Here is a 23676-nt window from a genome sequence, read left to right as displayed (position 1 = left end):
TATCGGCTGCCGGGCGCCCGTTACGCCACGAGGGCCCCGGGTAGGCTGGAGCGGTGACTCTCCGGCTGTACGACACGAAAGCGCAGGCCCTGCGCGACTTCGTCCCGCTCGACCCCGGAAACGTCTCGATCTACGTCTGCGGCCCGACCGTGCAGTCAGGACCACACATCGGCCACGTGCGCGCGGCCCTCGCGTTCGACATCCTGCGCCGCTGGCTCGCGCACCGCTTCGGTCGTGTCACCTTCGTCCGCAACGTCACCGACATCGACGACAAGGTGCTCGCCAACGCGACAGCCGTCGAGCCCTGGTGGGCGCTCGCCTACCGTATGGAGCTCGCCTTCTCACGCGCCTACGCCGCGATCGGGATTCTCCCGCCGACCTACGAGCCGCGCGCCACGGCGTCGATCCCGCAGATGCAGGAGCTCATCGCGCGGCTGATCGACGCGGGGCACGCCTACCCCTCGGCAGCGAGCGCGGATGCCGCGGGAGACGTCTATTTCGACGTGCGGTCGTGGGGCGACTACGGCTCGCTGACCCATCAGTCGCTCGACGCGATGGAGCCGGCCGCCGATGCCGACCCCCGCGGCAAACGCGATCCTCGTGACTTCGCCCTGTGGAAGGGCGCCAAGGCGGGCGAGCCCACCAGCGCGATCTGGGACTCCCCGTGGGGCCCCGGACGCCCGGGCTGGCACATCGAGTGCTCCGCGATGTCACGCCGCTACCTCGGCGCGGAGTTCGACATCCACGGCGGCGGGCTCGATCTGCGCTTTCCGCACCACGAGAACGAGCTCGCCCAGTCGACGGCCGCCGGAGACGCGTTCGCGCGGTACTGGGTGCACAACGGACTCGTCACCGTCGACGGCCAGAAGATGTCGAAGTCGATCGGCAACTTCGTGCTCGCCGACGACGTGCTCGCCGAGCGCGACCCGCTCGTCGTGCGCTACGCGCTCGGCGCGGCCCACTACCGCTCGAGCCTCGACATCTCCGATCGCGCGTTCTCGGAGGCCGAGGCCGCTCTCGAGCGCATCCGCACCTTCGAGGAGCGCGCGGTGCGGCTGCTCGCCCCCGATGAGGGCGGACGGAAGATGGATGCCGCGGTGCCCGAGCGGTTCGCCGCCGCCCTCGACGACGACCTCGGCGTGCCGCAGGCGCTCGCCGTCATCCACGAGACCGTGCGCGAGGGCAACCTCGCCCTCGACACCGGAGACCGCGACGCCGTCGCCGCTGCCTTCGCCGCCGTGGCCGTCATGACGGGCGTTCTCGGCATCGACCCCCTCGACCCCCGATGGTCGCACGACGGCGATGGCGCCGATGCCGCCGCCCTCGACGCCCTCGTGCTCACCATGATCAACCAACGCGCCGATGCGCGAGCGAGCAAGGACTGGGCGACGGCCGACCGCATCCGCGATGCGATCGCGGCGGCCGGCATCGTCCTCGAAGACGGTCCCGAGGGGACCCATTGGAGCGTGAACCGTGGCTAATTTCGGAAACCCGTCGGCCGGGCGTGGCAAGAAGAAGGGCCCGACCAAAGGCACGGGCGGCAAGAACAAGCGGGCCCTCGAGGGGCGCGGACCCACCCCCAAGGCCGAGGAGCGCGCCTGGCACCCCGCCGGCAAGCGCAAGGCCGCCCAGGAGCGCCTCGCCGCGGCTGGTGGCGGCAAGGGCGGCCGACCCGCCGTGCGCGCGACCGGCGGTAACGCCAGCCGCGGCGGACGGCCGAAGCAGGACGACGACACCGAAACGGTCACCGGTCGCAACTCGGTGCTCGAGGCGCTGCGGGCGAAGATCCCCGCGACGGCGTTCTACATCGCCCAGCGCGTCGAGATGGATGACCGCGTGAAGGAGATGCTCTCGATCGCGACGAACCGGCAGATCCCCGTGCTCGAGGTCACTCGTCCCGAGCTCGACCGCATGGCCGGGTTCGACGGTGTTCACCAGGGCGTGGCGCTCAAGGTGCCGCCCTACGAGTACGCGCACCCGCAGGACCTGCTCGAGCAGATCATCGACCGGGGAGAGCTGCCGTTGCTGGTCGCCCTCGACGGGGTCACCGATCCGCGCAACCTCGGTGCCATCATCCGCTCGACCGCCGCTTTCGGCGGGCAGGGCCTGATCATTCCGCAGCGGCGGTCCGCCGGGGTCAACTCGGCCGCCTGGAAGACGAGCGCGGGAGCCGCCGCCCGCATTCCCGTGGCACTCGCGCCGAACCTGACCGCCACCCTCAAGGACCTCAAGAAGCAGGGCGTGTTCGTGCTCGGTCTCGACGGTGACGGCGATGTGTCGCTGCCGGCGCTCGATCTCGCCGACCGTCCCGTCATCATCGTGGTGGGCTCCGAGGGCAAGGGCCTGTCGCGCCTGGTGACCGAGACGTGCGACCAGATCGTCTCGATCCCGATCTCGACGGCCACCGAGTCGCTGAACGCCGGGATCGCAGCATCCGTCGCCCTGTACCAGGTCTCCACTCTGCGCTCCGTCCGCGAGTGACGCCGTCGGCGGGGCTGACCCCGCCGAGGCCCGCTCGATGATCCGCGCACCGATCGAAGGGAACGTCATGGCCCGTATCGCCGTCATCGGAGGAACCGGCTACGCCGGCAGCCACATCCTCGCCGAGGGAGTCCGCCGTGGTCACACGGTGGTCTCGGTCGCACGCACCGTGCCCAACGAGCGCGTCGAGGGCGCGACCTACATCGAGGGCACCCTGCTCGACGTACCGAACCTCGTCGCCGAGCTGCAGGGGGTCGACGTGATCGTGTCGACCGTGCCCGGCCGCGGCGACATGCTCGGAAAGGTGCGCCCGGCCGTTGCCGAGCTCGTCGCGGCTCTGCCCGACACGGTGCGGATCGGCGTCGTCGGCGGCGCGGGCGGAAGCCTCGTCGCCGCAGGAGGACCGCGGCTCATCGACACCGACGGCTTCGCCGACGAGTACAAGCCCGAAGCGCGGGAGGCCATCGAGATCCTCGAAGACCTCGAGCGCACGCCGGCATCGCGCGACTGGTTCTACGTGCACCCCGCCGGCGGTTTCGGCGCGTGGGCGCCGGGCGAGCGTACGGGTTCGTACCGCGACGGCGGCGACGTGCTCGTGACCGACGCCGAGGGCGAATCGTTCATCTCCGGGCCCGACCTGGGGGTCGCCGTGATCGACGAGATCGAGTCGCCGCAGCATCCGCGCGGCCGCTTCACCGTCGGCTACTGACGCTCTTCTGACGCCCGAACGGGTTTCGCGGTCAGCGCGCCAGGTCAGACGAGGTCGCGCCAGTCGATGTCGTCGGCGGGGTCGGGGGTCGGGATGCTGCCCGTGATGACGGGGATCGTCAGCGTCTCGGTCGACGGGCCCATCAGAGTGGCCTCGTCGCGGCGGTGGCGCAGCACGTCGTCGATGTAGGAGGTCAGCACCTCCGCCAGCGGCACGGCGCGCCCGCGTGCCTGCGACATGTACCAGCGGTGCTCCAGCACCTGGTGGAACACCTCGGCGGGCTCGAGCTTCGCGCGCAGGTCGAAGGGGATCGCCATGACGATCGGCTCGAACACGCGGGTGAGCCACTCGTGGGCGACCATCTCCTCGTCGGCGCCCAGGCGAGAGATGCGCGCGCGGAACTCGTCGAGATCGTTCAGCAGTCGTCGGGCCTGGTTCTCCTCGACGTCCAAGCCGGTCAATCGGATGAGGCGCCGTTGGTGGTGTCCGGCGTCGACGACCTTGGGTTCGATCGCCACGCGCGTGCCGTCGGAGGTCGTCTGCATCGACATCTCGCCGATGTCGAATCCCAGCGCGTTGAGGCGCTGCACCCGCTCGGTGATGCGCCACGACTCGTCGACGGTGAAGGTCTCCTGGTCGGTGAGGGCCGCCCACAGCGACCAGTACGACGACATGATGCCGTCGGCGATCTGCACCGCGTCGATGCCGCCCTCGAGGCGCCCGCCCGCCTCGAGGTCCATGATCTCGCCGGCGATGTTCGTGCGGGCCACGTCGAGATCGTGCTCGCGCTGGCCGCGCGTCAGGCCGCCCTCGTGCAGCTCGCCGGTCTCGGCGTCGACGAGGTAGGCCGCGAAGGCGCCCGCGTCGCGGCGGAAGAGGGTGTTCGACAGTGAGACGTCGCCCCAGAAGAAGCCCACGTTGTGCAGGCGCACCAGCAGCACCGCGAGGGCGTCGACGAGCCGCGTGGCGGTATCCGGCCGCAGCACTTGGGTGAACAGCGCGCGGTAGGGCAGCGAGAAGCGCAGGTGGGCGGTGACGAGCGCCGCGGGGAGGGGCTCGCCGTCGGCGTCGGTCCTGCCCGCGATCACGGCGACGCGATCGACGCACGGGGCGTCGAGGCGGGTGAGGTTGCCGAGCATGTCGTACTCGCGGCGCGCCATCTCCTCGGTGGTCTCCTTGATGGCGACCACGCGGCCCGACAGGTTCGCGAACCGCACCAGGTGCCGGGAGAGGCCCTTCGGGAGGAACACGATGTTGCTGCTCGGCCAGTCGGCGAGGGGCGTCGACCAGGGGAGGGCGAGCAGCCCCGGGTCGACGGAGCTGGCGGTGATGCTGAGGGAGTCGGACACGAGACCTTCCTTCACAAAGACGCGGCGCGCCCGTCGGATCCTTCGATGGAATCGAGGACCGACGGACGCGCCGCGACGGTGCTTCTGACGTTGTGCGTGCTGGCTTACGCCGAGGCGATGGCCTTGTCGTTCAGGCGCTCGCCCGAGTCGGCGTCGAACGCGTGCACGTGACCGGCGCTGGCGGCCAGGGTGACCGTCTCGCCCGCGTTCGGGTGGCTGCGGCCGTCGACGCGCGCGACGAGGTCGGCGCGCTTGCCGTTGATCTCGGTGTGGCCGTAGAGGTAGCCGTCTGCGCCGAGTTCCTCGACGAGGTCGACGACGACCGAGAGACCCTTGCCGTCGGCGGGGCCGACCACGATGTCTTCGGGGCGCACACCCACGGTGACCTGGCTGCCGTTGGCGCGGCCGACGGTGTCGCGGTCGAGCGGAACGACCTCCGTGCCGAAGCGCACGCCGCCCTCGGCGAGGTCGGCCGAGAACAGGTTCATGGCCGGCGAACCGATGAAGCCGGCGACGAACACGTTGTTCGGCTTCTCGTACAGGTCGCGCGGGGTGCCGACCTGCTGGAGGATGCCGTCCTTGAGAACCGCGATGCGGTCGCCCATGGTGAGCGCCTCGGTCTGGTCGTGCGTGACGTAGACCGTGGTGACGCCGAGGCGACGCTGCAGCGACGCGATCTGGGTGCGGGTCTGCACGCGGAGCTTGGCGTCGAGGTTCGACAGCGGCTCGTCCATGAGGAAGACCTGGGGCTGACGCACGATGGCGCGGCCCATGGCGACGCGCTGACGCTGACCACCCGAGAGCGCCTTCGGCTTGCGGGTCAGGTACTCCTCGAGGTCGAGGAGCTTGGCGGCCTCGAGCACGCGGGTGGCGCGCTCGTCCTTGCCGACGCCGGCGATCTTGAGCGCGAAGCCCATGTTCTCGGCAACCGTCATGTGCGGGTAGAGCGCGTAGTTCTGGAAGACCATCGCGATGTCGCGGTCTTTCGGGGGCACATCGGTGACGTCGCGGTCACCGATGAGGATGCGACCGTCGTTGACCTCTTCGAGGCCCGCGAGCATGCGCAGGGACGTGGACTTTCCGCAACCGGAGGGGCCGACGAGAACGAGGAACTCGCCATCGCTCACCTCGAGGTTGAGCTTGTCGACCGCGGGGCGCGTGCCACCGGGGTACAGACGGGTTGCGTTGTCAAACGTGACGGACGCCATATTCTCTTCTCCTTCACCGGCAGGTACGTGCCGGACGATCCGTAGTGATGGAATGAGCGGGGCGGGTAGGCCCCGTGCGCACGGCTTCGGGCGCAGGGTCATTATGTCACGACCCGGACCCGCTCGGGTGGGGCCACGGATCGGCCGTGCGTCTGGGCTTTTCCCAGCCTGCCTGGCTAGCATCGTCATTCGACCGCGTTCTCCTGCGGCACGCCGGGATCCGAGCCGGCGCACGTCTTTTCCAGAAGGTTTCATGTCCCACGACGAGTCCCCGAACGTGCCCGCCAAGCGCGACCGCCGAGAGGCCGTCCGCGAGAAAGCGCAGCAGGTTCAGACGAAGCAGTCTCGCCTGCGCATCCTGCGCGGCGTGCTGATCGGCGTGGCTGCGCTCGTCGTCGTCGGCGGCACGGCCTTCGGTGTCGCGTGGGCGCTCGACTCCACAGCATCCACCCCCCAGGCGCAGCCCGAGAACGCGTCGCAGGACGGTTTCACCGTCTCCGACATCACCGCTGTCGGCGGCGGCGACGGTTCGATCGCAGACGCCACCCCCGTGCCCGAGCCGACGGATGCTGCGGTCGAGGGCGAAGCCGCGCCGACCACGACACCGACGGCCGCCCCCGCGGTCGACATCCGCGTGTACGTCGACTACCTCTCCGCCGGTGCACGCGAGTTCCAGCTCGCCAACCGGTCGCAGCTCTCGCAGTGGGTGAGCAGCGACACCGCGTCGCTCACCTACTACCCCGTCGCGATGCTCACGGCGAAGTCGAACGGAACGAAGTACTCGCTGCGTGCCGCGAGCGCGGCCGCCTGCGTCGCCACGCACTCGCCCGAGCGGTTCTTCGACTTCAACAACGAGCTGCTGCGCGCTCAGCCCGAGATCGACACCGACGGACACTCCGATTCGGAACTCGCCGACCTCGCGCAGGGCTCGAGCGTCACCGACCCCACGACCGTGCGCTCGTGTATCGAGAACGAGGAGTTCGCGGCCTGGGCGAAGGCGGCGACCGATCGCGCTCTCAAGGGGCTGCCCGACACCGAAGGGCTCACCCTCGACAGCATGCCGAAGGTGCTCGTCAACGGCACGCCCTACGTGGGCAAGCTGAGCGACCCGAAGGAGTTCCAGCAGTTCGTCTTCGCCGTCGCGAGCGACGCCTACTTCCGCACCGCCACGCCGACGCCCACCCCCACGGCGACCCCTGCCGAGACGGCCGCTCCGGCACAGACCGCGGCTCCTGAAGAGACCGCCACCGCCGCTCCGTAAGGCGTGCCCGTGCGCCGATAGACTGGGCGCTCCGCCGGCTTGGCGCAATTGGTAGCGCACCGTACTTGTAATACGGGGGTTGCAGGTTCAAGTCCTGTAGCCGGCACCACGCAGATGGGCGTCGACCCGTACGTTGTCATACGGGGGTTGCAGGTTCAAGTCCTGTAGCCGGCACCATGAAGTGGGCGTCGACCCGTACGTGTCATACGGGGCGCGTCGGAGCAATGTCGGAGATCGGCCGTAGCATTCGTCCTGTGGGACGACTGACGTACAACAACGACGCGAAATCCGGCTACGACATCCCCGACGAGATCTTGCTGCCGTTACGCGTCGTGGTGGCCACCAAGCTTCGACGGGCAGAACCGTTCATGCTCTCCGTGGGGCTCGAAGGAACCGGGGGCTACCGCAGCCTGTGGATCTCGCCCTCGGTGCCGCTCGTGATTCAGGTGTACACGGCGCGCGTCGACAAGATCGACCGCGAGGTCTTCGAGAAGATGCTCGACGAGGCCCACAGCCCCAACGGCTTGGATCTGAGAGGCTTCGTCGGGCCGGGTCATGCCACCGGTCGGCGCGATGGCGCATCGGGAGGGAGCGGCCTCGTCCCCGCGTGAGGGGCGCGCTGCGGCCGAAACGATCCGCGGTGCCCGACTTCTCGGACGCCGCGGTTCGCCGGGGACCCACCGCAGCGTCCCTCGCTAGGAGTCGTCCCCGCGACCCTTCTTCGGGGCGGGCATCCGCGAGAGGTGGCGGGTGGCGTCGACGACCTTGCGGCGGGCCTCACGCTTCACGGGAGGCTTGCCGCCGACGTACAGCCAGCCCAGCAGCTCCTCGTTCTTCTCCAGGCCGTGCGCCTTCGCGACGGCCTTGCTGCGGGTGTAGTCGCCGGTGCGCCAGAACACGCCCCATCCGGCGTCATCGAGCAGAAGGCTCATCATGTGGGCGACGCCGGACGCCACCGCCTCCTGCTCCCAGCGGGGCACCTTGCTCTTGCGGTAGCTGGCGACCACGGCGAGCAGCAGCGGCGCGCGCATCGGCTTGGACGAGGCGCCCTTGTGGCCGGTGGCCTTGTTCATCGCCCGGCCCAAGACCTCGCGGTCGTCGCCGCGCAGTTCGATGATCCGCCAGGGCCGCAACGACGAATGGTCGGCGACCCTCCCCGCCGCAGAGATCAGGTCTTCCAGTTCGGCGCGCGTCGGCGCCACATCGGTGACCTTCGACCACGATCGACGCGAGCGGACGGCCTCGAGCGTCGCGCTCATGCGTCGTCGCCGGGCGTGAACTCCAGCGCGAGCGAATTCATGCAGTAGCGGTCACCGGTCGGCGTGCCGTATCCGTCGGGGAACACGTGGCCGAGATGCGAGCCGCAGCTCGCACAGCGCACCTCGGTGCGCACCATGCCGAGCGTGTTGTCGGCGATGAGTTCGACCGCCTCCGGACGCACCGACTCGTAGAAGCTCGGCCAACCGCAGTTCGAGTCGAACTTCGTGCCGCTCTGGAAGAGCTCGGCTCCGCACGCGGCGCAGGCGTAGAGTCCCGCGCGCTTCTCGTCGAGCAGCTCGCCCGTCCAGGCGCGTTCGGTGGCGGCCTGACGGAGCACGGCGTACTGGTCGGCGCCGAGCTCTGCGCGCCACTCCTCGTCGGTCTTGCTGACGGCGTATGTCATCTGCGGATCCTTTCCACCTCTATTCAACCCGATGCCGCGCGGCGCGGGCCCGGCCTTGCCGCGAAGATGGGGGAGTGGATCAGGATGCTGCGACCGCCCTCGACGTCGCGATCGGCGCGAGGTACCGCCGCTTCGCCGAGGTCGAGGCGCCGGGGCGTTCCGCCCTCTACGCCGAGTGGGCGGCGGGCGTCGCATCCGACGCCGGGGCGCGGGCGATCCTCGCGCAGATTCCCGAGACGCATCGTCAACCGCCCCTGGTGTTCGCCGTGACGCGCCTGCTCGGGGCGCCGGAGAGCGACTACCGCGCATGGGCCCACTGGCTCGCCGCGCACGCTCGCGCCGTCGTCGTCGAGTGCTCGGCGCGCAGCATCCAGACCAACGAGCCGCTGCGCTGCGCGGCACTGTTGCCCGCGCTCTCGCTCGTCGACGGCCCGATCGCCCTGCTGGAGGTGGGGGCGAGTGCCGGACTCTGCCTCTACCCCGATCGGTACTCCTACCGCTACGCCACCGAGGAGGGGGTTCTGGCGCTCGACCCCGCCGCGGGAGTCAGCCCCGTCGTGCTCGAGAGTGCCCTTAACGACAGTGCCCTCGTCGGAGTGCCCCCGTTGCGCATGCCCGAGATCGTCTGGCGGGCGGGGATCGACCTGCACCCGCGAGACGCGCGCGATACCGACGACCGCCGCTGGATCGAGGGGCTCGCGTGGCCGGGTGAGACCGGCCGCGTCGAGCGGATCACCGCCGCGCTCGACATCGCCGCCGCCGAGCCCGCGCTGATGGCAGCGGGTGACGCATCCGTGCTCCTTGCCGAGATCGCCGCGCTCGCCCCCCGCGACGCCACTCTGGTGGTCACGACCCCGGGCATTCTCGCGCACGTTCCCCGTCGCGACCGCGCGGCGATGATCGCCGCCGCGCGCGCAGCGGGACGGTGGATCACGATCGACGAACCGGGGCTGCACGACGGGTGGACGGCCGTGCCCGAGCCGTGGCCGGGGAGGTTCGCCCTCGGCCTCGACGGAGAGATCCTCGCCGCGGTCGATCCGCTCGGTGCGAGCGTGGAGTGGCTGCGCGCAAACTCCGCGACGCCGAGCTAGCGTGAGGGGGTGCCCCTCTCCGACCGCGATCGCGCCCTGCTCGCCTTCGAGGCCGAGTGGCGCCGTCACGACGGTTCGAAGGAAGAGGCGATCCGTTCCGACCTGGGCATGCCGCCCGCTCGCTACTACCAGCTGCTCGGACGGTTGATCGATACGGCCGATGCACTCGAGCACGATCCGATGCTCGTGCGCCGGCTTCGCCGACTCCGCGAGGCGCGGGAGGCGGCGCGCGCCGCGCGAGTGACGCGCACGGCGTCACGCTGACAGGTCTGCTGGGCGCCGACGGGTAGCATCGTCGGGTGCCGAACCCGACGTATCCGCGAGACCGCTTCGACGACCTCGCAGACGAGACCGGCCGTGTGGGAGCGCACCGTTCCGAGAACCCCCGCCTGCGCGGCGGCGTCATCCTGTTGTGGGCCGTGGTCGCGACCATCGTGCTGGTCGCCGCGGGGATCTTCGGCTCGCTGGTGGTCTCGGGGCGCCTTGCGCTGTTTCCGACCACCGCGCCGACGGCGGCTTCCCTTCCCGAGGTGGCTGCCGTGGTCGACACCAGCTCCACGGTCATCGTGCTGAACGCGTCCGGGCAGCAGGGGCTCGCCACGCAGACCAAGGACGTCCTGGTCACGGCGGGCTGGAACCCCGAATCGGTGTTGCCGGGTGACGCGGGCGGGTCGTTCGAGACGACCACCGTCTACTACTCGCGGACCGACGACGAGGCGGCGGCGATGGGGGTCGCCGACGTCATCGGCGGGGCGCAGGTCGCCCAGAGCTCGCAGTACGACGCCTATCCGGTCGAAGACAACCCCGCCACCGACGCCGACGAGACGCAGGCGGTGCGCCTGGTGGTCGTGATCGGCACCGACCGGGTCGCCGGAGCCACTCCCGCGCCCTGACACCCGGTTCGCGCGGCCTGTGTTTCCGGCGCGTAAACACTTGGATGCACGCGTGTCACAGTATGCCTCCGGACGATGATCGGCCGGGTGGGGCGTGCCTAACATGGGGCTCGTCGCACAGCATCAGGAGAGTCGCATGACCCAGGGCACCGTCAAATGGTTCAACGCCGAAAAAGGCTTCGGCTTCATCACCGCGGGTGATGGCCAGGACGTCTTCGTCCATTACTCGAACATCGACATGACCGGCTTCCGCGTCCTCGAGGAGGGCCAGGCGGTCGAGTTCACGGTGGGTGCCGGGCAGAAGGGCCCCCAGGCCGAATCGGTGCGCGTGGTCTGACCCGTCGTCTCACGTCTTCGCCGCAGCATCCCGTGTCGGATGCTGCGGCGTTTCTCTTTGCGTCAGGGCGCTCGCCGCAGCTTGCACTCCCTAGGGGAGAGTGCCAAGATGGGATTAGCACTCGGCTTCGCTGAGTGCTAAAGACTCTGTCTACCCAACGTCCGGGAGGGACGACAAAACATGGCAAAAATCATCGCTTTCGATGAGGAGGCCCGTCGCGGTCTCGAGCGCGGCCTCAACATTCTCGCCGACGCCGTCAAGGTGACGCTGGGCCCCCGTGGCCGCAACGTCGTGCTCGAGAAGAAGTGGGGCGCTCCCACCATCACGAACGACGGCGTCTCGATCGCCAAGGAGATCGAACTCGACGACCCGTTCGAGAAGATCGGCGCCGAGCTCGTCAAGGAGGTCGCCAAGAAGACCGACGACGTCGCCGGTGACGGCACGACGACGGCCACGGTGCTCGCTCAGGCACTCGTTCGCGAAGGCCTGCGCAACGTCGCAGCCGGCGCCGACCCCATCTCGCTCAAGAAGGGCATCGAGAAGGCCGTCAAGGCCATCACCGACGAGCTCCTCGCCAGCGCGAAGGAGGTCGACGGCAAGGCTCAGATCGCCGCGACCGCGTCGATCTCTGCCGCTGACCCCGCCATCGGCGAGCTCATCGCCGAGGCCATCGACAAGGTCGGCAAGGAAGGCGTCGTCACCGTCGAGGAGTCGAACACCTTCGGCACCGAGCTCGAGCTCACCGAGGGTATGCGTTTCGACAAGGGGTACATCAACCCCTACTTCGTCACCGACCCCGAGCGCCAGGAAGCGGTCTTCGAAGACCCCTACATCCTGATCGCGAACCAGAAGATCTCGAACATCAAGGATCTCCTCCCCATCGTCGACAAGGTGATCCAGGAGGGCAAAGAGCTCCTCATCATCGCCGAGGACGTCGAGGGCGAAGCTCTCGCGACGCTGGTTCTCAACAAGATCCGCGGCATCTTCAAGTCGGTCGCCGTCAAGGCTCCCGGCTTCGGAGACCGTCGCAAGGCGCAGCTGCAGGACATCGCGATCCTCACCGGCGGCCAGGTCATCACCGAAGAGGTCGGCCTCAAGCTCGAGAACGCCACGACCGACCTGCTCGGCCGTGCGCGCAAGGTCATCATCACCAAGGACGAGACGACCATCGTCGAGGGTGCGGGCGACTCGGCTCAGATCGAGGGTCGCGTGACCCAGATCCGCCGCGAGATCGAGAACACCGACAGCGACTACGACCGCGAGAAGCTCCAGGAGCGCCTCGCCAAGCTCGCCGGCGGCGTCGCCGTCATCAAGGCGGGTGCGGCGACCGAGGTCGAGCTCAAGGAGCGCAAGCACCGCATCGAAGACGCCGTTCGCAACGCGAAGGCCGCCGTCGAAGAGGGCATCGTCGCCGGTGGTGGCGTCGCGCTCATCCAGGCCGGCAAGGTCGCCCTGGCGACCCTCTCGCTCACGGGCGACGAGGCGACCGGTGCGAACATCGTGCGTGTCGCGATCGAGGCCCCGCTCAAGCAGATCGCGCTGAACGCCGGTCTCGAGCCCGGTGTCGTCGCGAACAAGGTCGCGGAGCTCCCCGTCGGACACGGCCTCAACGCCGCGACCGGCGAGTACGGCGACCTGTTCGAGCAGGGCATCATCGACCCGGCCAAGGTGACGCGCTCGGCGCTGCAGAACGCAGCATCCATCGCGGGCCTGTTCCTCACGACCGAGGCCGTCGTCGCCGACAAGCCCGAGAAGGCGGCGGCTCCGGCCGGCGACCCGACCGGCGGCATGGACTTCTGATCCACGCTTAGTCGAAAAGAACGGCCCCTCCGCTTCGGAGGGGCCGTTCTTTCGTTGGCGTCAGCGGAACAGGCTCGTGCTCGCCTGTTCGACGTCGGCGTACTGACGCCCGGCCGCGGCGAGAGCACCGTTGATGTCGGCGAGGCTCTCTTCGACCTGGCGCTGGGTCGCCCGCCAACGTTCGACGACCCCCTGGAACGCGATCGCGGCCGAGCCGGTCCACGAGCCCTGCAGTCGGGTGAGTTGAGACAGCAGCGCGGTCGACTCGGACTCGAGCCGGCCGACCGTGCCCTGCACGAGCGCGGTGGCGGTGAGTACCTCGTCGCTGTCGACGGAGAATCTGGCCAAGGGGGCTCCTTTCGATGGGATGCCGCCACGCTAGGCCGCCGAGCACGGCCGCCCGCCCGCCGATGATGCCGCCGTGCACAGCCGCCGACGGGGGACGCCTGGGGAGGGGCGGACGACGCGTCACCGCCGGAGGGGATCTCACGAGCGGAGGATCGCTCGCGCCGCGGGCGTCAGCCGCCGGTGAGATCTCCTCCGGTCGTTGCGCGGGGGAGAGGGTCAGCGGGCGGTCGGCAGGTCTTGGCGGGGCAGCGGCTGCGTGTCGAGGCCCTCGTCGGGCGCGTCGGGGGTGGGGTCGACGAGCGGGAGCGAGACGCGGAAGGTTGCGCCTCCGCCCGGGGTGTCGGTGACCGAGACGGTGCCGTTCAGCGCGTCGACGATCGACGCCACGATCGACAGGCCCAGACCCGCACCGCCCGTCTCGCGGGTGCGCGAGGTGTCGGCGCGCCAGAAGCGCTGGAAGATCTGGTCGCGGATCTGCGCGGGCACGCCCTCGCCGTGATCGATGACCTCGATCCAGCCCATGCCCGCCTCCCGATCGGCTCCGACGCGGAGCCCGATGGGCGAGTCGTCGGCCGTGAACCGTCGGGCATTGCCGAGGAGGTTCGCGATGACCTGACGGATGCGGTTCTCCTCCCCGAGCACGATCGGCTCGACGACCTCCGACTCGGGCTCCATGACGACGTCCACCTGCGCGCCGTCGGTGCGCGGGCGACGGCGCAGGCGCGAGAAGGTCGCGCCCGCGATGGCGATGGCCGACGTCGCCGGGATCGTTCGTCGTCGGCTGTCTGCGGGCGGCTTCGGTCCGACGGGCTCCGCGGGTTCCGAGGGCGCGGCCGGGGGCTCGGGAGCGGGGGGAGGGGTGATCTCCGTCGTGTCGTCGACCGTGACGACGCGCTGCGGCGATGCGGCGCGCAGGTCGAGCGCGGCGTCGCGGGCCAGCGGCCGCAGGTCGATCGGAACGATCTCGACGTCTCGTCGCTCGTCGAGGCGGGCGAGGGCCAGGAGGTCTTCGACGAGCACCCCCATGCGGATCGCCTCCTTCTCGATGCGCTCCATCGACTGCGCCACGTCGTCTTCGCTGCGGATGGCGCCCATGCGGTAGAGCTCGGCATACCCGCGCACCGTGACCAGCGGCGTGCGCAACTCATGGCTCGCGTCGCCGATGAACCGCCGCATCTGTCGCACCGTCGCGTCGCGTTGACGCAGCGAGGCGTCGACGCGCCCGAGCATGGTGTTGATGGCGGCCTTCAGCCGGCCGACCTCCGTGCCGGGCACGACGTCGGCCATGCGCTGGCTGAAATCGCCGGCGGCGATCGCCATCGCGGTCGTCTCCACCTGGCCGAGCCCGCGGAAGGTGAGGGTGACGAGGTAACGGGTCGCGATCGCGCTGGCGACGAGGATGAGCAGCGCGAGCACGCTGTAGATGCCGACGAACGTGCCGACGACGCGCTCGGTCGGAGCGAGTGACTGAGCGAGCAACTGCGTGTAGAGGATCCCCCCGGGAGCCTCGAAGACGTCCACGCTGGCGTGGAAGGCCGAGCCGGTCTCGGAGGCCGTCAGGGGGAAGGCCGTCGTTCCCTGAACGGAGCTCCGCTCCAGGGTGTAGGTACTGGGGAGCAGCGGTCGGTCCTCGGCCGAGACGGTGCTCGCCACGGCCTCCAGGTCGCCGTCGGGGCCGTAGATGGCCAGCACGTTACCCGCGGGAGGACTGGTCTCGGTCGCCGTCAGACTGAGGACGCCGCCGAAGTTCTGGATGTCGAACACCGTGCTGCCGATATCGGTCGTCACCGCCTGCTGCAGGCTGGCGTCCAGGTTGACGATGAGCGTGTTCCGCAGGAACGCCATCGTGCCCACGCCGGCGGCGAACAGCCCGACGGCGAGCAGGGTCACCGTCACACCGGTGACCTTCGCGCGCAGGCTGAGGCCGCGCCACCAGCTGGTGACGGCGTCGTGTGTGTCGCTCAGGATGACCCCCGATCGTGCCTCACGGCTTCGCGGTGGATCAGACGGTCTTGCCCGCCTTGAGCATGTAGCCGAAGCCGCGCTTGGTCTGGATGAGCGGCTCGGAGGAGTGCGGGTCGATCTTGCGTCGCAGGTAGGAGATGTAGCTCTCCACGATTCCCGCGTCGCCGTTGAAGTCGTACTCCCAGACGTGGTCGAGGATCTGCGCCTTCGACAGCACCCGGTTCGGGTTGAGCATGAGGTAGCGCAGCAGCTTGAACTCGGTGGGGCTCAGGTCGATCGAGACGTCGCCGATGGTGACGTCGTGGGTGTCCTGGTCCATCGTGAGCTCGCCCGCGCGGATCACCGATTCCTCGTCGGCCTGCATCGTGCGGCGGAGGATCGCCTGGATGCGGGCGACGATCTCGTCGAGACTGAAGGGCTTCGTGACGTAGTCGTCGCCGCCGGAGTTGAGACCCGTGATCTTGTCCTCGGTCTCGTCCTTGGCCGTGAGGAAGAGGATGGGAGCGGTGTACCCCGCGCCACGGAGGCGCTTGGTGACGCTGAACCCGTTCATGTCGGGCAGCATCACGTCGAGCACGATGAGGTCGGGTTCCTCTTCGAGTACGGCCGAGATGGTCTGTGCGCCGTTGGCCACGGCCCGGACCTGGAATCCGGCGAAACGCAGACTCGTGATGAGCAGGTCGCGGATGTTGGGTTCGTCGTCCACGACGAGGATGCGCGGTGCGTTCATGGCCTCATTATCGCGAAGTCGATGATGGATGGGCTGATATCGAACGGATCGGCGGCTACGCGGCGGGCGCGAGGATGCCGTCGGCGTCGAGGATCGTGTACGCGTAGCCCTGCTCGGCGAGGAAGCGCTGCCGGTTCTGCGCGAAGTCCTGGTCGACCGTGTCCCGGGCGATCAGGGTGTAGAAGCTGGCCGTGTTGCCCGACTTCTTGGGGCGCAGCAGGCGCCCGAGGCGCTGGGCCTCCTCCTGACGAGACCCGAACGATCCGGAGACCTGAATGGCCACGGATGCTTCGGGCAGGTCGATCGAGAAGTTCGCGACCTTCGATACGACCAGCACCGAGATCTCGCCGACGCGGAACGCCTGGAAGAGCTCCTCGCGCTCGGGGATCGGGGTCGCGCCGGTGATCTTCGGGGCTCCGAGCGACTCGGAGAGCAGGTCGATCTGGTCGAGGTACTGACCGATCACGAGGATGCGCTCGCCGGAGTGGCGCTCGACGAGTCCGCGGACCACGTCGATCTTCGCGGGCGCGGTGGCCGCGATGCGGTAGCGGTCTTCGTCGGCGGCCGCGGCGTACTCCATGCGGTCGCCGTCGGGGAGGTCTACGCGCACCTCGTAGCAGGCGGCCGGAGAGATGAAGCCCTGGGCCTCGATCTCCTTCCAGGGCGCGTCGAACCGCTTGGGGCCGATGAGGCTGAAGACGTCGCCCTCCCGTCCGTCCTCTCGGACGAGCGTGGCCGTGAGTCCGAGCCGGCGCCGCGCCTGCAGGTCGGCGGTGAGCTTGAAGACCGGTGCGGGGAGGAGGTGCACCTCGTCGTAGACCACGAGGCCCCAGTCGAGGGCGTCGAGGAGCGCGAGGTGGGCGTACTGACCGCCCCGCTTTGCGGTGAGGATCTGGTAGGTGGCGATGGTGACCGGCTTGATCTCTTTCGCCTGACCCGAGTACTCCCCGATCTCCTCCGGGGTGAGCGACGTGCGCCGCAGCAGCTCGTCGCGCCACTGCCGGGCACTGACGGTGTTCGTCACCAGGATCAGGGTGGTGGTCTTCGTGTCGGCCATGGCGGCCGCCCCGACGAGGGTCTTGCCCGCGCCGCAGGGGAGCACGACGACGCCCGATCCGCCTTCGGTGAAGGTGTCGACCGCCTGCCGCTGATAGGGGCGGAGCGTCCAGCCGTCCTCGGCCAGGTCGATCTCGTGCGGGGTTCCGGGGGTGTAGCCGGCGAGGTCTTCGGCGGGCCAGCCGATCTTCAGCAGCTCCTGCTTGATGTGACCGCGCGCCCACGCGTCCACCGCGAAGGAGTCGGGGGAGGGGCGGCCGATGAGGAGCGGCTGAATGCGCTTGTTGCGGGCGACCTCGGCCAGCACCGCAGCATCCGTCGACCTCAGCACGAGCGCGCCCTCGGCGTCTCGTTCGATGACGAGGCGCCCGTAGCGGTTCACGGTCTCGCTGATGTCGATCGTCACCGAGGCGGGCACGGGGAAGCGCGTCCAGCGGCTCAGGGTGTCGAGCATGTCTTCGGCGGTGTGCCCGGCGGCACGGGCGTTCCACAGCCCGAGGCGGGTGATGCGGTAGGTGTGGATGTGCTCGGGAGCGCGCTCGAGCTCGGCGAAGACCGCCAGCTCGTGCCGGGCGCTCTCAGCGTCGGGGTGCGCCACTTCGAGAAGCACCGTGCGGTCGCTCTGGACGATGAGGGGGCCGTCAGCCATAAGGACCGATTCTACCGTGCGGGCGGATCGTCGAGGCGTCGCGGTCGCCCGTTCACGCCACCGGGTGGACGCTCACGATGCTGCGCAGGGGCAGCGTGCGCTCGACGTCGGCGCCGCGGTCGCGTCCGCGCAGGCGCCCGCCGCCGAGCCCGGTGGCCTCAAGGCGGAAGGTGCGTGTGCTGGCGTCGGGGAGGCTCACCACGACGTCGACGACGGCGCGGGCGCGCACCGCATGATCGAGTTCGCGCTCGAGCCACGCGGCGTCGCCGTCCGAGCCGCCCGACCGCAGACGGAGCAGGAGGGCCGCGTACTTGCCGGTCGCAGGCACCGGGGAGGGGTCGTCGGCGATCCGCGAGCGGTCGAGGGTGCGCGTAGACCCTGCGCCGTCGACCGCGATCACCGGGTACCGGGCGTCTGCCAGAGCCCAGTAGACGCTGTCGGCGGGGACGCGTGAGATGAGGTCGTCGCCCTCGCGCACGAGGCCGAGCGAGCGCAGCGCCTGGTCGACGGCGATCGTGGCGATCGTCGCCGGGTCGTCGCTGACGACACGGGTGAGCACGGATGCTTCGTCGCGCTCGACGCGGATGAGACCGTGGCGGGCGGCCGTGCTCTCGATGACGTACGCGAGAGGCTGCGGGAGACCCGTCAGAGACACCGTCTCGAGGAAGTCGCGCAGCGACTCCGCGGTCTCGCCGGCCGTGATCGCCGCGCCGATGGTCGCCGCGGTGAAGCGGTAGGTCGTCGCCTGCGCGCGGGACTCGCGGTTGGCCATCGTGCGGAGGCGCACATCGAGCTCGGGTGCCAACGGCCCCGGAGCGATCGCGGTGAGATCGTTCTGCAGATACAGCCGATCGACCTCGGTCGGCAGCATCCGTGCCCAGACGTCGGCGTCGACACCCTCGCCGCGGGCGAGTGGGGCGACCCAGCTCGGCTCGGCGCCGGCGGGGGTGAACAGGCCCCACGCGACCCAACGCCGTCGCCACTGCTCGGCCACGGCCGGCCACGACCGCTGGAACGGGTAGGCGGAGGGCCAGTCGACCGCGGGGATCCAGCCACCGGTCGGCGAGCGGAGGCCCTCGGGCAGCGCATCGCGCAGGTGCAGGGCCAGCGTCTCCCAGCGGGAGGCGGTCGTCGCGTGCAGCCATTCCCGTCCGGAGCGAGTCACCAGCCAGGTGCGTTCGCGTCCGACGATGAGGCCGCCCGCGTCGGCGACCTCGACCAGGGGGTCGGCGTCTTCGGCCTGGGCGATGGCACCCGCCTCCACCAGGCGGCGTCGATCGACCGCGCCGAGGGTTCCCGACCCGATGCGCCCCAGCGGAGCCTCGAGGCACAGCAGCAGCAGATCGGCGAGGGATGCGGCGGACGTGAACGCCCGTTCCGCGGCGGCCGCGTCGTCGTCGGGGGTCGAGTCGGGCCGCACGGCGTCGATGGGCTCGATGAGGGGAAGGCGCTCGCGCACGACGTCGCTCACGGCCTGGAACACGTCGCCGTCGATCGTCGCGAGAGCTCGCGCGGCGAGGTCGGCGCGCGCGGGCGCGGCGACGGCGGTCTGCGTGGTCACGGCCTCGGCCAGGGCGACGGCTGCGGTGGACGGGAGCGCGTCCAACGCGCGGCTGACAGCCGCGGGTTCGAGGAACGCCTCGGCGGCGTCGTAGAGATCGCGCCACGTGGCCGTCGGTGAGACGCCTCGTACGGAGAGCAGCGTCGCGAGCTCCGCGTCGTCGCGCTCGGACAGAGAAGACGCGAGCGCGCGCTGATCGGAGGCGGGAGGCATGCTCAGCGACCCTTGTTGGCCCGAGCCCTTCTGACGAAGCTCATCACCAGCACAACGACGATCAGCGCGAAGGCGAGGGGGAGACCGACGCTCGGAAGCACGATCACCGTGGGCCACAGGCCCTCCGAATAATCGGTGACACCGGCGGGGCGTGAGATGAGCACCGCGAAGAAGCACCCCACGGAGAGCACCAGCAGACCGATCGACATGAACGCGAGAATGCGGTCGATGCGGCGGACCGGCATGTCTTCGCGTGCTGTGGGACTCATCCCGCTCAGCCTAGCGCCTGCCGGGCGTGTCGTAGGCTGGAGGAGGGGCTCGCCTGCCCCGACTCCAGAGTCCGTGCACGCACGGACTCCCGTTCTCCCAGCGAGGTTGTGCCATGCCCACCGGCAAAGTCAGGTTCTACGACGAGGAGAAGGGGTTCGGCTTCATCACCACCGATGACGGCCAGGACGTCTTCCTCCACGCCACGGCGCTGCCCGAAGGCACCCCTGCCCTCAAGGCCGGTGCGCGGCTCGAGTTCGGCGTCGCCGACGGCAAGCGAGGCCTCCAGGCCCTCTCGGTGCGCGTGCTCGACACGCCCCCCAGCCTCGCGAAGCGTGCGCGCAAGCCCGCTGACGACATGGCGATCATCGTCGAAGACCTCGTGAAGCTGCTCGACGGCATCGGCGGCGACCTTCGCCGGGGCCGCTACCCGAGCGGTTCGCACTCCAAGAAGATCGCCGCGGTCCTGCGCAAGGTAGCCGATGACTTCGAAGCCTGAGCCGGCCGACGCCGAGCTGCTGGCGGCGCACGATCTCGCGATCGCCGCACTCGCGGAGGTGACGCCCGTCTCCTCGATCGGCGCCCCCGCCGGGTACACGCTCGAGGACGACGGCGTCGTCTCCCTGCGCTTCGCCACGACCCTCCCCGGGTACCCGGGCTGGTTCTGGACCGTTTCGCTCGCCCGCGTCGAGGGCGAAGCTCCCACCGTGCTCGAGGTCGAACTGCTGCCCGGCGACGGAGCGCTCCTCGCCCCCGACTGGGTGCCGTGGGCCGAGCGCCTCGCCGACTACCAGGCCGCGCAGACGGCGCTCGCCGAAGCATCCGAGTCGGACGACGATGATGACGAGTCCGACGACGAGTTCGAAGACGACGAAGAAGACGATGATGACGACGACGAGGGCGTGAGCCGCACCCACGGCGGCGACATCGACGGTGTCGAGATCGACGAGCTCGACGACGCGACGGCGGAGGACGACGACTCCGACGATGACGACGACTCCGACGAGGAGGACTCCGACGAGGACGAAGAGTACTTCGACCGGTCGGAGCCCGCGTCCGACGAGCGCTGAGCGCTCCCGCCCGGGCCCAGCACTGGGGCTTGATCGCCGTCTACTTCGGTGCGTGTTGTCGAGCTGGGGGTGTGGACGGCTTTCACCTTCCCGTGCACCGCAACCGGCACGAGGGCGTATTCGGCTCCGGGAGTCGGCGTCCCTATCCGGACCCTTGAGCGGGCCGATCCGCGGGCGGGCTACACGCGAGCCACGGCGCGCTAGGTGCCTCCCGGGTCGACGCCAGCAACCGGCAGCTCCTCCGATCGCCTTATATAGCCGAGTGCGCACAACAATCGCATTACGAGCGGTATGAGAGTCTTCGCCCGAGCCAGTTCCTAGGAGCCGCAGTGCGGATCCGTGCAACCACGGGCGGTGGACTCGAAGCAGCAATCGCGACGACCGGCTGTGGAGGTGCGGAAGTCCCAGACTCCGAGGAATGCGAACATTGCTGCCATGCGTCTGTTTCGTGCTCGCCAGTCGGCAGATTCTCCTCATCCCGTTTTCGCTTTCTGGGACTGGTGGCGTCGCGACGGCCACGCGGTCAACCCGCACGCTGCGTCACCGAAAGTCGCCGAGCTCAATCGGCGAGTCCTGTCCATCGACAATGGCCTTGCGTGGCATTTCAGCGCCGGCACTGAGTCGGAGCACCGCTTGACGGTCTCTGCCGGGGGACAGGCGGCACTCCGTCCCCTCGCCGAACGATGGCTCCGGGCCGCCCCACCTGCCGACGCGACGTGGGAATTTCGCGCAAGCCAGGAGGCGGAACCCTCCGCGCTCAGCAATATCCTCGAGATCGGTAAGGCTCGGGTAGATCTGTCGAAGACCCTGTTCAGTCTGCAGTCGGACGTCAACCGCATGCGTGTCGATGTTGGGGTGTACCACCCCCAGTTCGGCGCCCTGCAGGAGGAGGTAAGAACCCAGATTTCTTTCCTGGTACTCGATTGGCTGCTCGGCGAGGACGACGTCGAACGCTGGCTGGGCGTGATCGAGACTCTCACTGCTCTGCCGACGCCGTCGGCGACCCCTGATGACGTGGTCGCCGCGGTTGCTGGGCTTGCAGAGCAACGAAATCTGGACGAGTGGGTTCTGGTGAAGTGGGCGGACACGGACGGCTATCCCGTCATCGCGAGCTTCCGAAAAGGCCTTCGTTGGAACGACTTCCCAACTCTGGATCAGCACCTGACCGTGTAAATACCGTTCGAATCAAGGGACGATGGTCTGCCCGCTGACGGTGGCGTACTCGATTCGCTCCACACTCTCGAGGATGAACTGGAAGAGACGATTCGCGGACGCGGCATTCTGGTGGGGCACGAAACCACGCAGGGCCGGCGCTCCTTCCACGTGTACCTCGACAGCGAGGACCAGAATGCTTCACAGCCCGCCACCGATTGGGCAGTTGAACGCGGTTCTGAGATCCGGTCGGACAAAGATCCGGCATGGACCGCCGTCCGACACCTCACGGGGTAACCCACCCTGACAGCCCCCCTTCGGTCGGCCAGTGTGACTCGGTTCGTCGCGTTGATCGATTAACGAGACGGACTCCAACTGGTCTGGCTTCGAACCCCTCGGCCCATCGGCCCGGTAGCGGATCCCCTTATGAAGACACCAGCACCCGCGACGTGCCAGTGGGATAGAAGGGTCCCGGGTGCAAGCTCGAGACAATCATGCTTCCGCGCCGCGACCCTGCGTTTCGGGGACGTACCTCCCGAGGGGTCGTGCGTCGGTGCAAGGTTGATCGGCTAGTGCGGTTCGCAGGCGCGGCAGAAGAGTGCCCCGGCCGGCATCGACCGCGGCACCCTTCTGCACGGGGTGCCCGCGCTTACAGAGGAGCGGGGGTGCCGAGTACGGCCCGCAACTGTTCTTTCGCCCGCTGGTAGCGGCCACGGGCGGTGGACGCGGGAATCCTGACTACCTGTGCTGCCTCGACCAGGGTCATGTGTTCCCAGTGCACGAGCTGCACGAGTTCGCCCAGGTCGGGTTCCAACCGCGCTATAGCGTCGTGGACCTCAGCGTGCTCGTCCGCCGGCGGCGCGACCGGGTCGAGGCGTGTGTGCTTCTTGAGGCGGTCTGCCAGCGCCCAGCGGCGTCGTTCGCCCCGTCGGTAGTTCAGGAGAACCCCCCGAGCGACCCCGAACAGCCACATGCGTGCTTGGTCCGCGTCAGCAGGAAGTTCTTCGACCCGCCGCCACACCACGACGAGTGTTTCTCCGAACAGGTCTGACGCGTCCTCTGAGCCTGCCCGGCGACGCAGGTAGGACAGCACGTCCGCCGAGTTCTGTTCGAGCGCCCGTTCCAGCCCTGTATAACGAAGGGCACGTCCCGATCTCATTCAGGTGCCGCTTCGCACAGGATGACCTCGTTGGAGTTCCATTGGTCCTCGGTCAGGCCATAGGCCACCGCTTCGGTGCGTAAGGCATCGCCGAGTGCATCGTCGACCGCAGCCGCATAGACATCGTCCTGCGTTGGCCCTTCTGGCGTCTCCGGCATGTCGGAAATCTGCCCGTCCGGATGGATGACGATCATGGAGCCGCTGCCCTTCCGGTTCAGCACCTCGGTGATCGACTCTTCGACGTCCGAGGCGCCGATAGCGTCGAAGGCGCGGAAGTGGTCGGCGACGGTCTCGTCGTAGGCGGTTTCGATACGACCGTTCTCGTCGATGCTCGTCACGACGAGCATCTGCACCCTCGCTTCACAGTCGCGACCGCTGGGCAAAGCGAAGGGGTAGCTGATGTCGGGGTCTTGTGCCCAGGGGGCCCAGTCGAAGGTGGTGGCGGCTACTGCCGTGCCAGCTCCGGCCACGAGAAGCACGGCGAGCCCCGCACCGAGGGCCACCCGCGCCGGCCGCGTACGGGGGCCCGGCACAGTCGTGTGCCGGGCGTGGCGACGCGCCTCGCGCGACACCATCCTCAGGTCACGTCCCAATGCGGAACCGCTTTCAATCGGCGGCGGTGCCGTGCGGTTGAGCAGATCGTCCATCGGGTCGAGCGTCTCGTTCATGTGATCCTCCAGGTTGGGTTCACTTACCGACATGTCCGGCCGACCG

The 23676-nt window shown here is 69.2% G+C and carries 25 protein-coding genes and 1 tRNA gene; 14 read left to right on the top strand and 12 right to left on the bottom strand.

What is annotated here, in order from left to right:
* The first annotated feature begins 53 nt into the window (after window positions 1-53).
* From cysS to DEA06_RS08785, 3 genes are all read left to right on the top strand, one after another.
* Window positions 54-1481, top strand: a complete 1428-nt coding sequence (cysS, locus tag DEA06_RS08795; RefSeq protein ID WP_116647596.1) for a cysteine--tRNA ligase — start codon at window positions 54-56, stop codon at window positions 1479-1481.
* Window positions 1474-2481, top strand: coding sequence for a 23S rRNA (guanosine(2251)-2'-O)-methyltransferase RlmB (gene rlmB / locus DEA06_RS08790; RefSeq protein WP_116647595.1), 1008 nt, complete (start codon window positions 1474-1476; stop codon window positions 2479-2481). Before cysS ends, rlmB begins: the two co-directional genes overlap by 8 nt.
* A 67-nt stretch (window positions 2482-2548) precedes the next feature.
* On the top strand, window positions 2549-3190 hold the full coding sequence (locus DEA06_RS08785) for an NAD(P)H-binding protein (RefSeq protein WP_116647657.1): 642 nt from the start codon (window positions 2549-2551) through the stop codon (window positions 3188-3190).
* A gap of 44 nt (window positions 3191-3234) precedes the next feature.
* On the opposite strand, the gene DEA06_RS08780 is transcribed toward DEA06_RS08785, so the two are convergent.
* Both DEA06_RS08780 and ugpC read right to left on the bottom strand, forming a co-directional pair.
* Complete coding sequence (locus DEA06_RS08780) at window positions 3235-4539, bottom strand: DUF4032 domain-containing protein (RefSeq protein WP_116647656.1); 1305 nt, start codon at window positions 4537-4539, stop codon at window positions 3235-3237.
* A 104-nt stretch (window positions 4540-4643) separates the two neighbouring features.
* The gene (gene ugpC / locus DEA06_RS08775) at window positions 4644-5747 is read right to left on the bottom strand and encodes a sn-glycerol-3-phosphate ABC transporter ATP-binding protein UgpC (RefSeq protein WP_116647594.1); all 1104 of its coding nucleotides are present in this window, start codon (window positions 5745-5747) and stop codon (window positions 4644-4646) included.
* 253 nt (window positions 5748-6000) lie between these two features.
* Between ugpC and DEA06_RS08770 the strand changes: the two genes are divergently transcribed.
* The 3 genes from DEA06_RS08770 to DEA06_RS08755 all read left to right on the top strand — a co-directional run bounded on the left by DEA06_RS08770 (window position 6001) and on the right by DEA06_RS08755 (window position 7619).
* Entirely contained in the window at window positions 6001-7008 is a 1008-nt protein-coding gene (locus DEA06_RS08770) for a thioredoxin domain-containing protein (RefSeq protein WP_116647593.1), read from the top strand.
* Between the two features lie 33 nt (window positions 7009-7041).
* A tRNA-Thr gene (locus DEA06_RS08765) sits at window positions 7042-7117 on the top strand.
* 145 nt (window positions 7118-7262) lie between these two features.
* Window positions 7263-7619, top strand: coding sequence for an ATP-dependent DNA ligase (locus tag DEA06_RS08755; protein ID WP_116647592.1), 357 nt, complete (start codon window positions 7263-7265; stop codon window positions 7617-7619).
* Window positions 7620-7703: 84 nt separating this feature from the next.
* Here the strand turns inward: DEA06_RS08755 and DEA06_RS08750 are convergent, their stop codons facing one another.
* Complete coding sequence (locus DEA06_RS08750; RefSeq protein ID WP_116647591.1) at window positions 7704-8267, bottom strand: nitroreductase family protein; 564 nt, start codon at window positions 8265-8267, stop codon at window positions 7704-7706.
* Window positions 8264-8671 carry a peptide-methionine (R)-S-oxide reductase MsrB gene (gene msrB / locus DEA06_RS08745; protein ID WP_116647590.1) on the bottom strand — a complete coding sequence of 136 codons (408 nt, stop codon included), beginning with the start codon at window positions 8669-8671 and terminating at the stop codon, window positions 8264-8266. The genes DEA06_RS08750 and msrB overlap by 4 nt, the downstream gene beginning before the upstream one ends.
* A gap of 74 nt (window positions 8672-8745) precedes the next feature.
* Between msrB and DEA06_RS08740 the strand changes: the two genes are divergently transcribed.
* The 5 genes from DEA06_RS08740 to groL all read left to right on the top strand — a co-directional run bounded on the left by DEA06_RS08740 (window position 8746) and on the right by groL (window position 12792).
* Window positions 8746-9762 (top strand): DUF2332 family protein, encoded by a 1017-nt coding sequence (locus DEA06_RS08740; RefSeq protein WP_240606876.1) that lies wholly within the window; start codon window positions 8746-8748, stop codon window positions 9760-9762.
* 9 nt (window positions 9763-9771) lie between these two features.
* Entirely contained in the window at window positions 9772-10026 is a 255-nt protein-coding gene (locus tag DEA06_RS08735) for a DUF3263 domain-containing protein (protein WP_116647588.1), read from the top strand.
* A gap of 35 nt (window positions 10027-10061) precedes the next feature.
* A complete protein-coding gene (locus DEA06_RS08730) occupies window positions 10062-10655 on the top strand; it encodes a LytR C-terminal domain-containing protein (RefSeq protein WP_116647587.1) in 594 nt (197 codons plus the stop codon).
* Window positions 10656-10791: 136 nt separating this feature from the next.
* Entirely contained in the window at window positions 10792-10992 is a 201-nt protein-coding gene (locus DEA06_RS08725; protein WP_116647655.1) for a cold-shock protein, read from the top strand.
* Window positions 10993-11172: 180 nt separating this feature from the next.
* Entirely contained in the window at window positions 11173-12792 is a 1620-nt protein-coding gene (groL, locus tag DEA06_RS08720) for a chaperonin GroEL (protein ID WP_116647586.1), read from the top strand.
* 60 nt (window positions 12793-12852) lie between these two features.
* Here the strand turns inward: groL and DEA06_RS08715 are convergent, their stop codons facing one another.
* The 6 genes from DEA06_RS08715 to DEA06_RS08690 form a co-directional block, all read right to left on the bottom strand.
* Window positions 12853-13140: a WXG100 family type VII secretion target gene (locus DEA06_RS08715; protein WP_116647585.1), complete on the bottom strand. Its 288-nt coding sequence runs from the start codon at window positions 13138-13140 to the stop codon at window positions 12853-12855.
* Between the two features lie 216 nt (window positions 13141-13356).
* Window positions 13357-15036 carry a HAMP domain-containing sensor histidine kinase gene (locus tag DEA06_RS08710; protein ID WP_116647584.1) on the bottom strand — a complete coding sequence of 560 codons (1680 nt, stop codon included), beginning with the start codon at window positions 15034-15036 and terminating at the stop codon, window positions 13357-13359.
* A 106-nt stretch (window positions 15037-15142) separates the two neighbouring features.
* A complete protein-coding gene (locus DEA06_RS08705) occupies window positions 15143-15835 on the bottom strand; it encodes a response regulator transcription factor (protein WP_116647583.1) in 693 nt (230 codons plus the stop codon).
* A 55-nt stretch (window positions 15836-15890) separates the two neighbouring features.
* Window positions 15891-17540: a DNA repair helicase XPB gene (locus DEA06_RS08700; RefSeq protein WP_116647582.1), complete on the bottom strand. Its 1650-nt coding sequence runs from the start codon at window positions 17538-17540 to the stop codon at window positions 15891-15893.
* Window positions 17541-17592: 52 nt separating this feature from the next.
* On the bottom strand, window positions 17593-19314 hold the full coding sequence (locus DEA06_RS08695) for a helicase-associated domain-containing protein (protein ID WP_116647581.1): 1722 nt from the start codon (window positions 19312-19314) through the stop codon (window positions 17593-17595).
* A gap of 2 nt (window positions 19315-19316) precedes the next feature.
* Window positions 19317-19583, bottom strand: coding sequence for a multidrug ABC transporter ATPase (locus DEA06_RS08690; protein WP_116647580.1), 267 nt, complete (start codon window positions 19581-19583; stop codon window positions 19317-19319).
* Window positions 19584-19696: 113 nt separating this feature from the next.
* On the opposite strand from DEA06_RS08690, the gene DEA06_RS08685 reads away from it, so the two are divergent.
* From DEA06_RS08685 to DEA06_RS08675, 3 genes are all read left to right on the top strand, one after another.
* Window positions 19697-20080, top strand: coding sequence for a cold shock domain-containing protein (locus DEA06_RS08685; RefSeq protein WP_116647579.1), 384 nt, complete (start codon window positions 19697-19699; stop codon window positions 20078-20080).
* On the top strand, window positions 20064-20651 hold the full coding sequence (locus tag DEA06_RS08680; protein WP_116647578.1) for a DUF3027 domain-containing protein: 588 nt from the start codon (window positions 20064-20066) through the stop codon (window positions 20649-20651). Before DEA06_RS08685 ends, DEA06_RS08680 begins: the two co-directional genes overlap by 17 nt.
* Window positions 20652-21086: 435 nt before the next feature.
* Window positions 21087-21824, top strand: a complete 738-nt coding sequence (locus DEA06_RS08675; RefSeq protein ID WP_116647577.1) for a hypothetical protein — start codon at window positions 21087-21089, stop codon at window positions 21822-21824.
* Window positions 21825-22452: 628 nt separating this feature from the next.
* Here DEA06_RS08675 and DEA06_RS08665 read toward each other — a convergent pair.
* Both DEA06_RS08665 and DEA06_RS08660 read right to left on the bottom strand, forming a co-directional pair.
* Window positions 22453-22962: a sigma-70 family RNA polymerase sigma factor gene (locus DEA06_RS08665; RefSeq protein WP_116647575.1), complete on the bottom strand. Its 510-nt coding sequence runs from the start codon at window positions 22960-22962 to the stop codon at window positions 22453-22455.
* On the bottom strand, window positions 22959-23630 hold the full coding sequence (locus DEA06_RS08660) for a hypothetical protein (RefSeq protein ID WP_116647574.1): 672 nt from the start codon (window positions 23628-23630) through the stop codon (window positions 22959-22961). Before DEA06_RS08660 ends, DEA06_RS08665 begins: the two co-directional genes overlap by 4 nt.
* Between the last annotated feature and the right edge of the window lie 46 nt (window positions 23631-23676).

Source organism: Microbacterium sp. Gd 4-13 (assembly GCF_003095395.1).
Lineage (GTDB): Bacteria > Actinomycetota > Actinomycetes > Actinomycetales > Microbacteriaceae > Microbacterium.
This window is presented reverse-complemented; position numbering and strand designations above follow the sequence as displayed.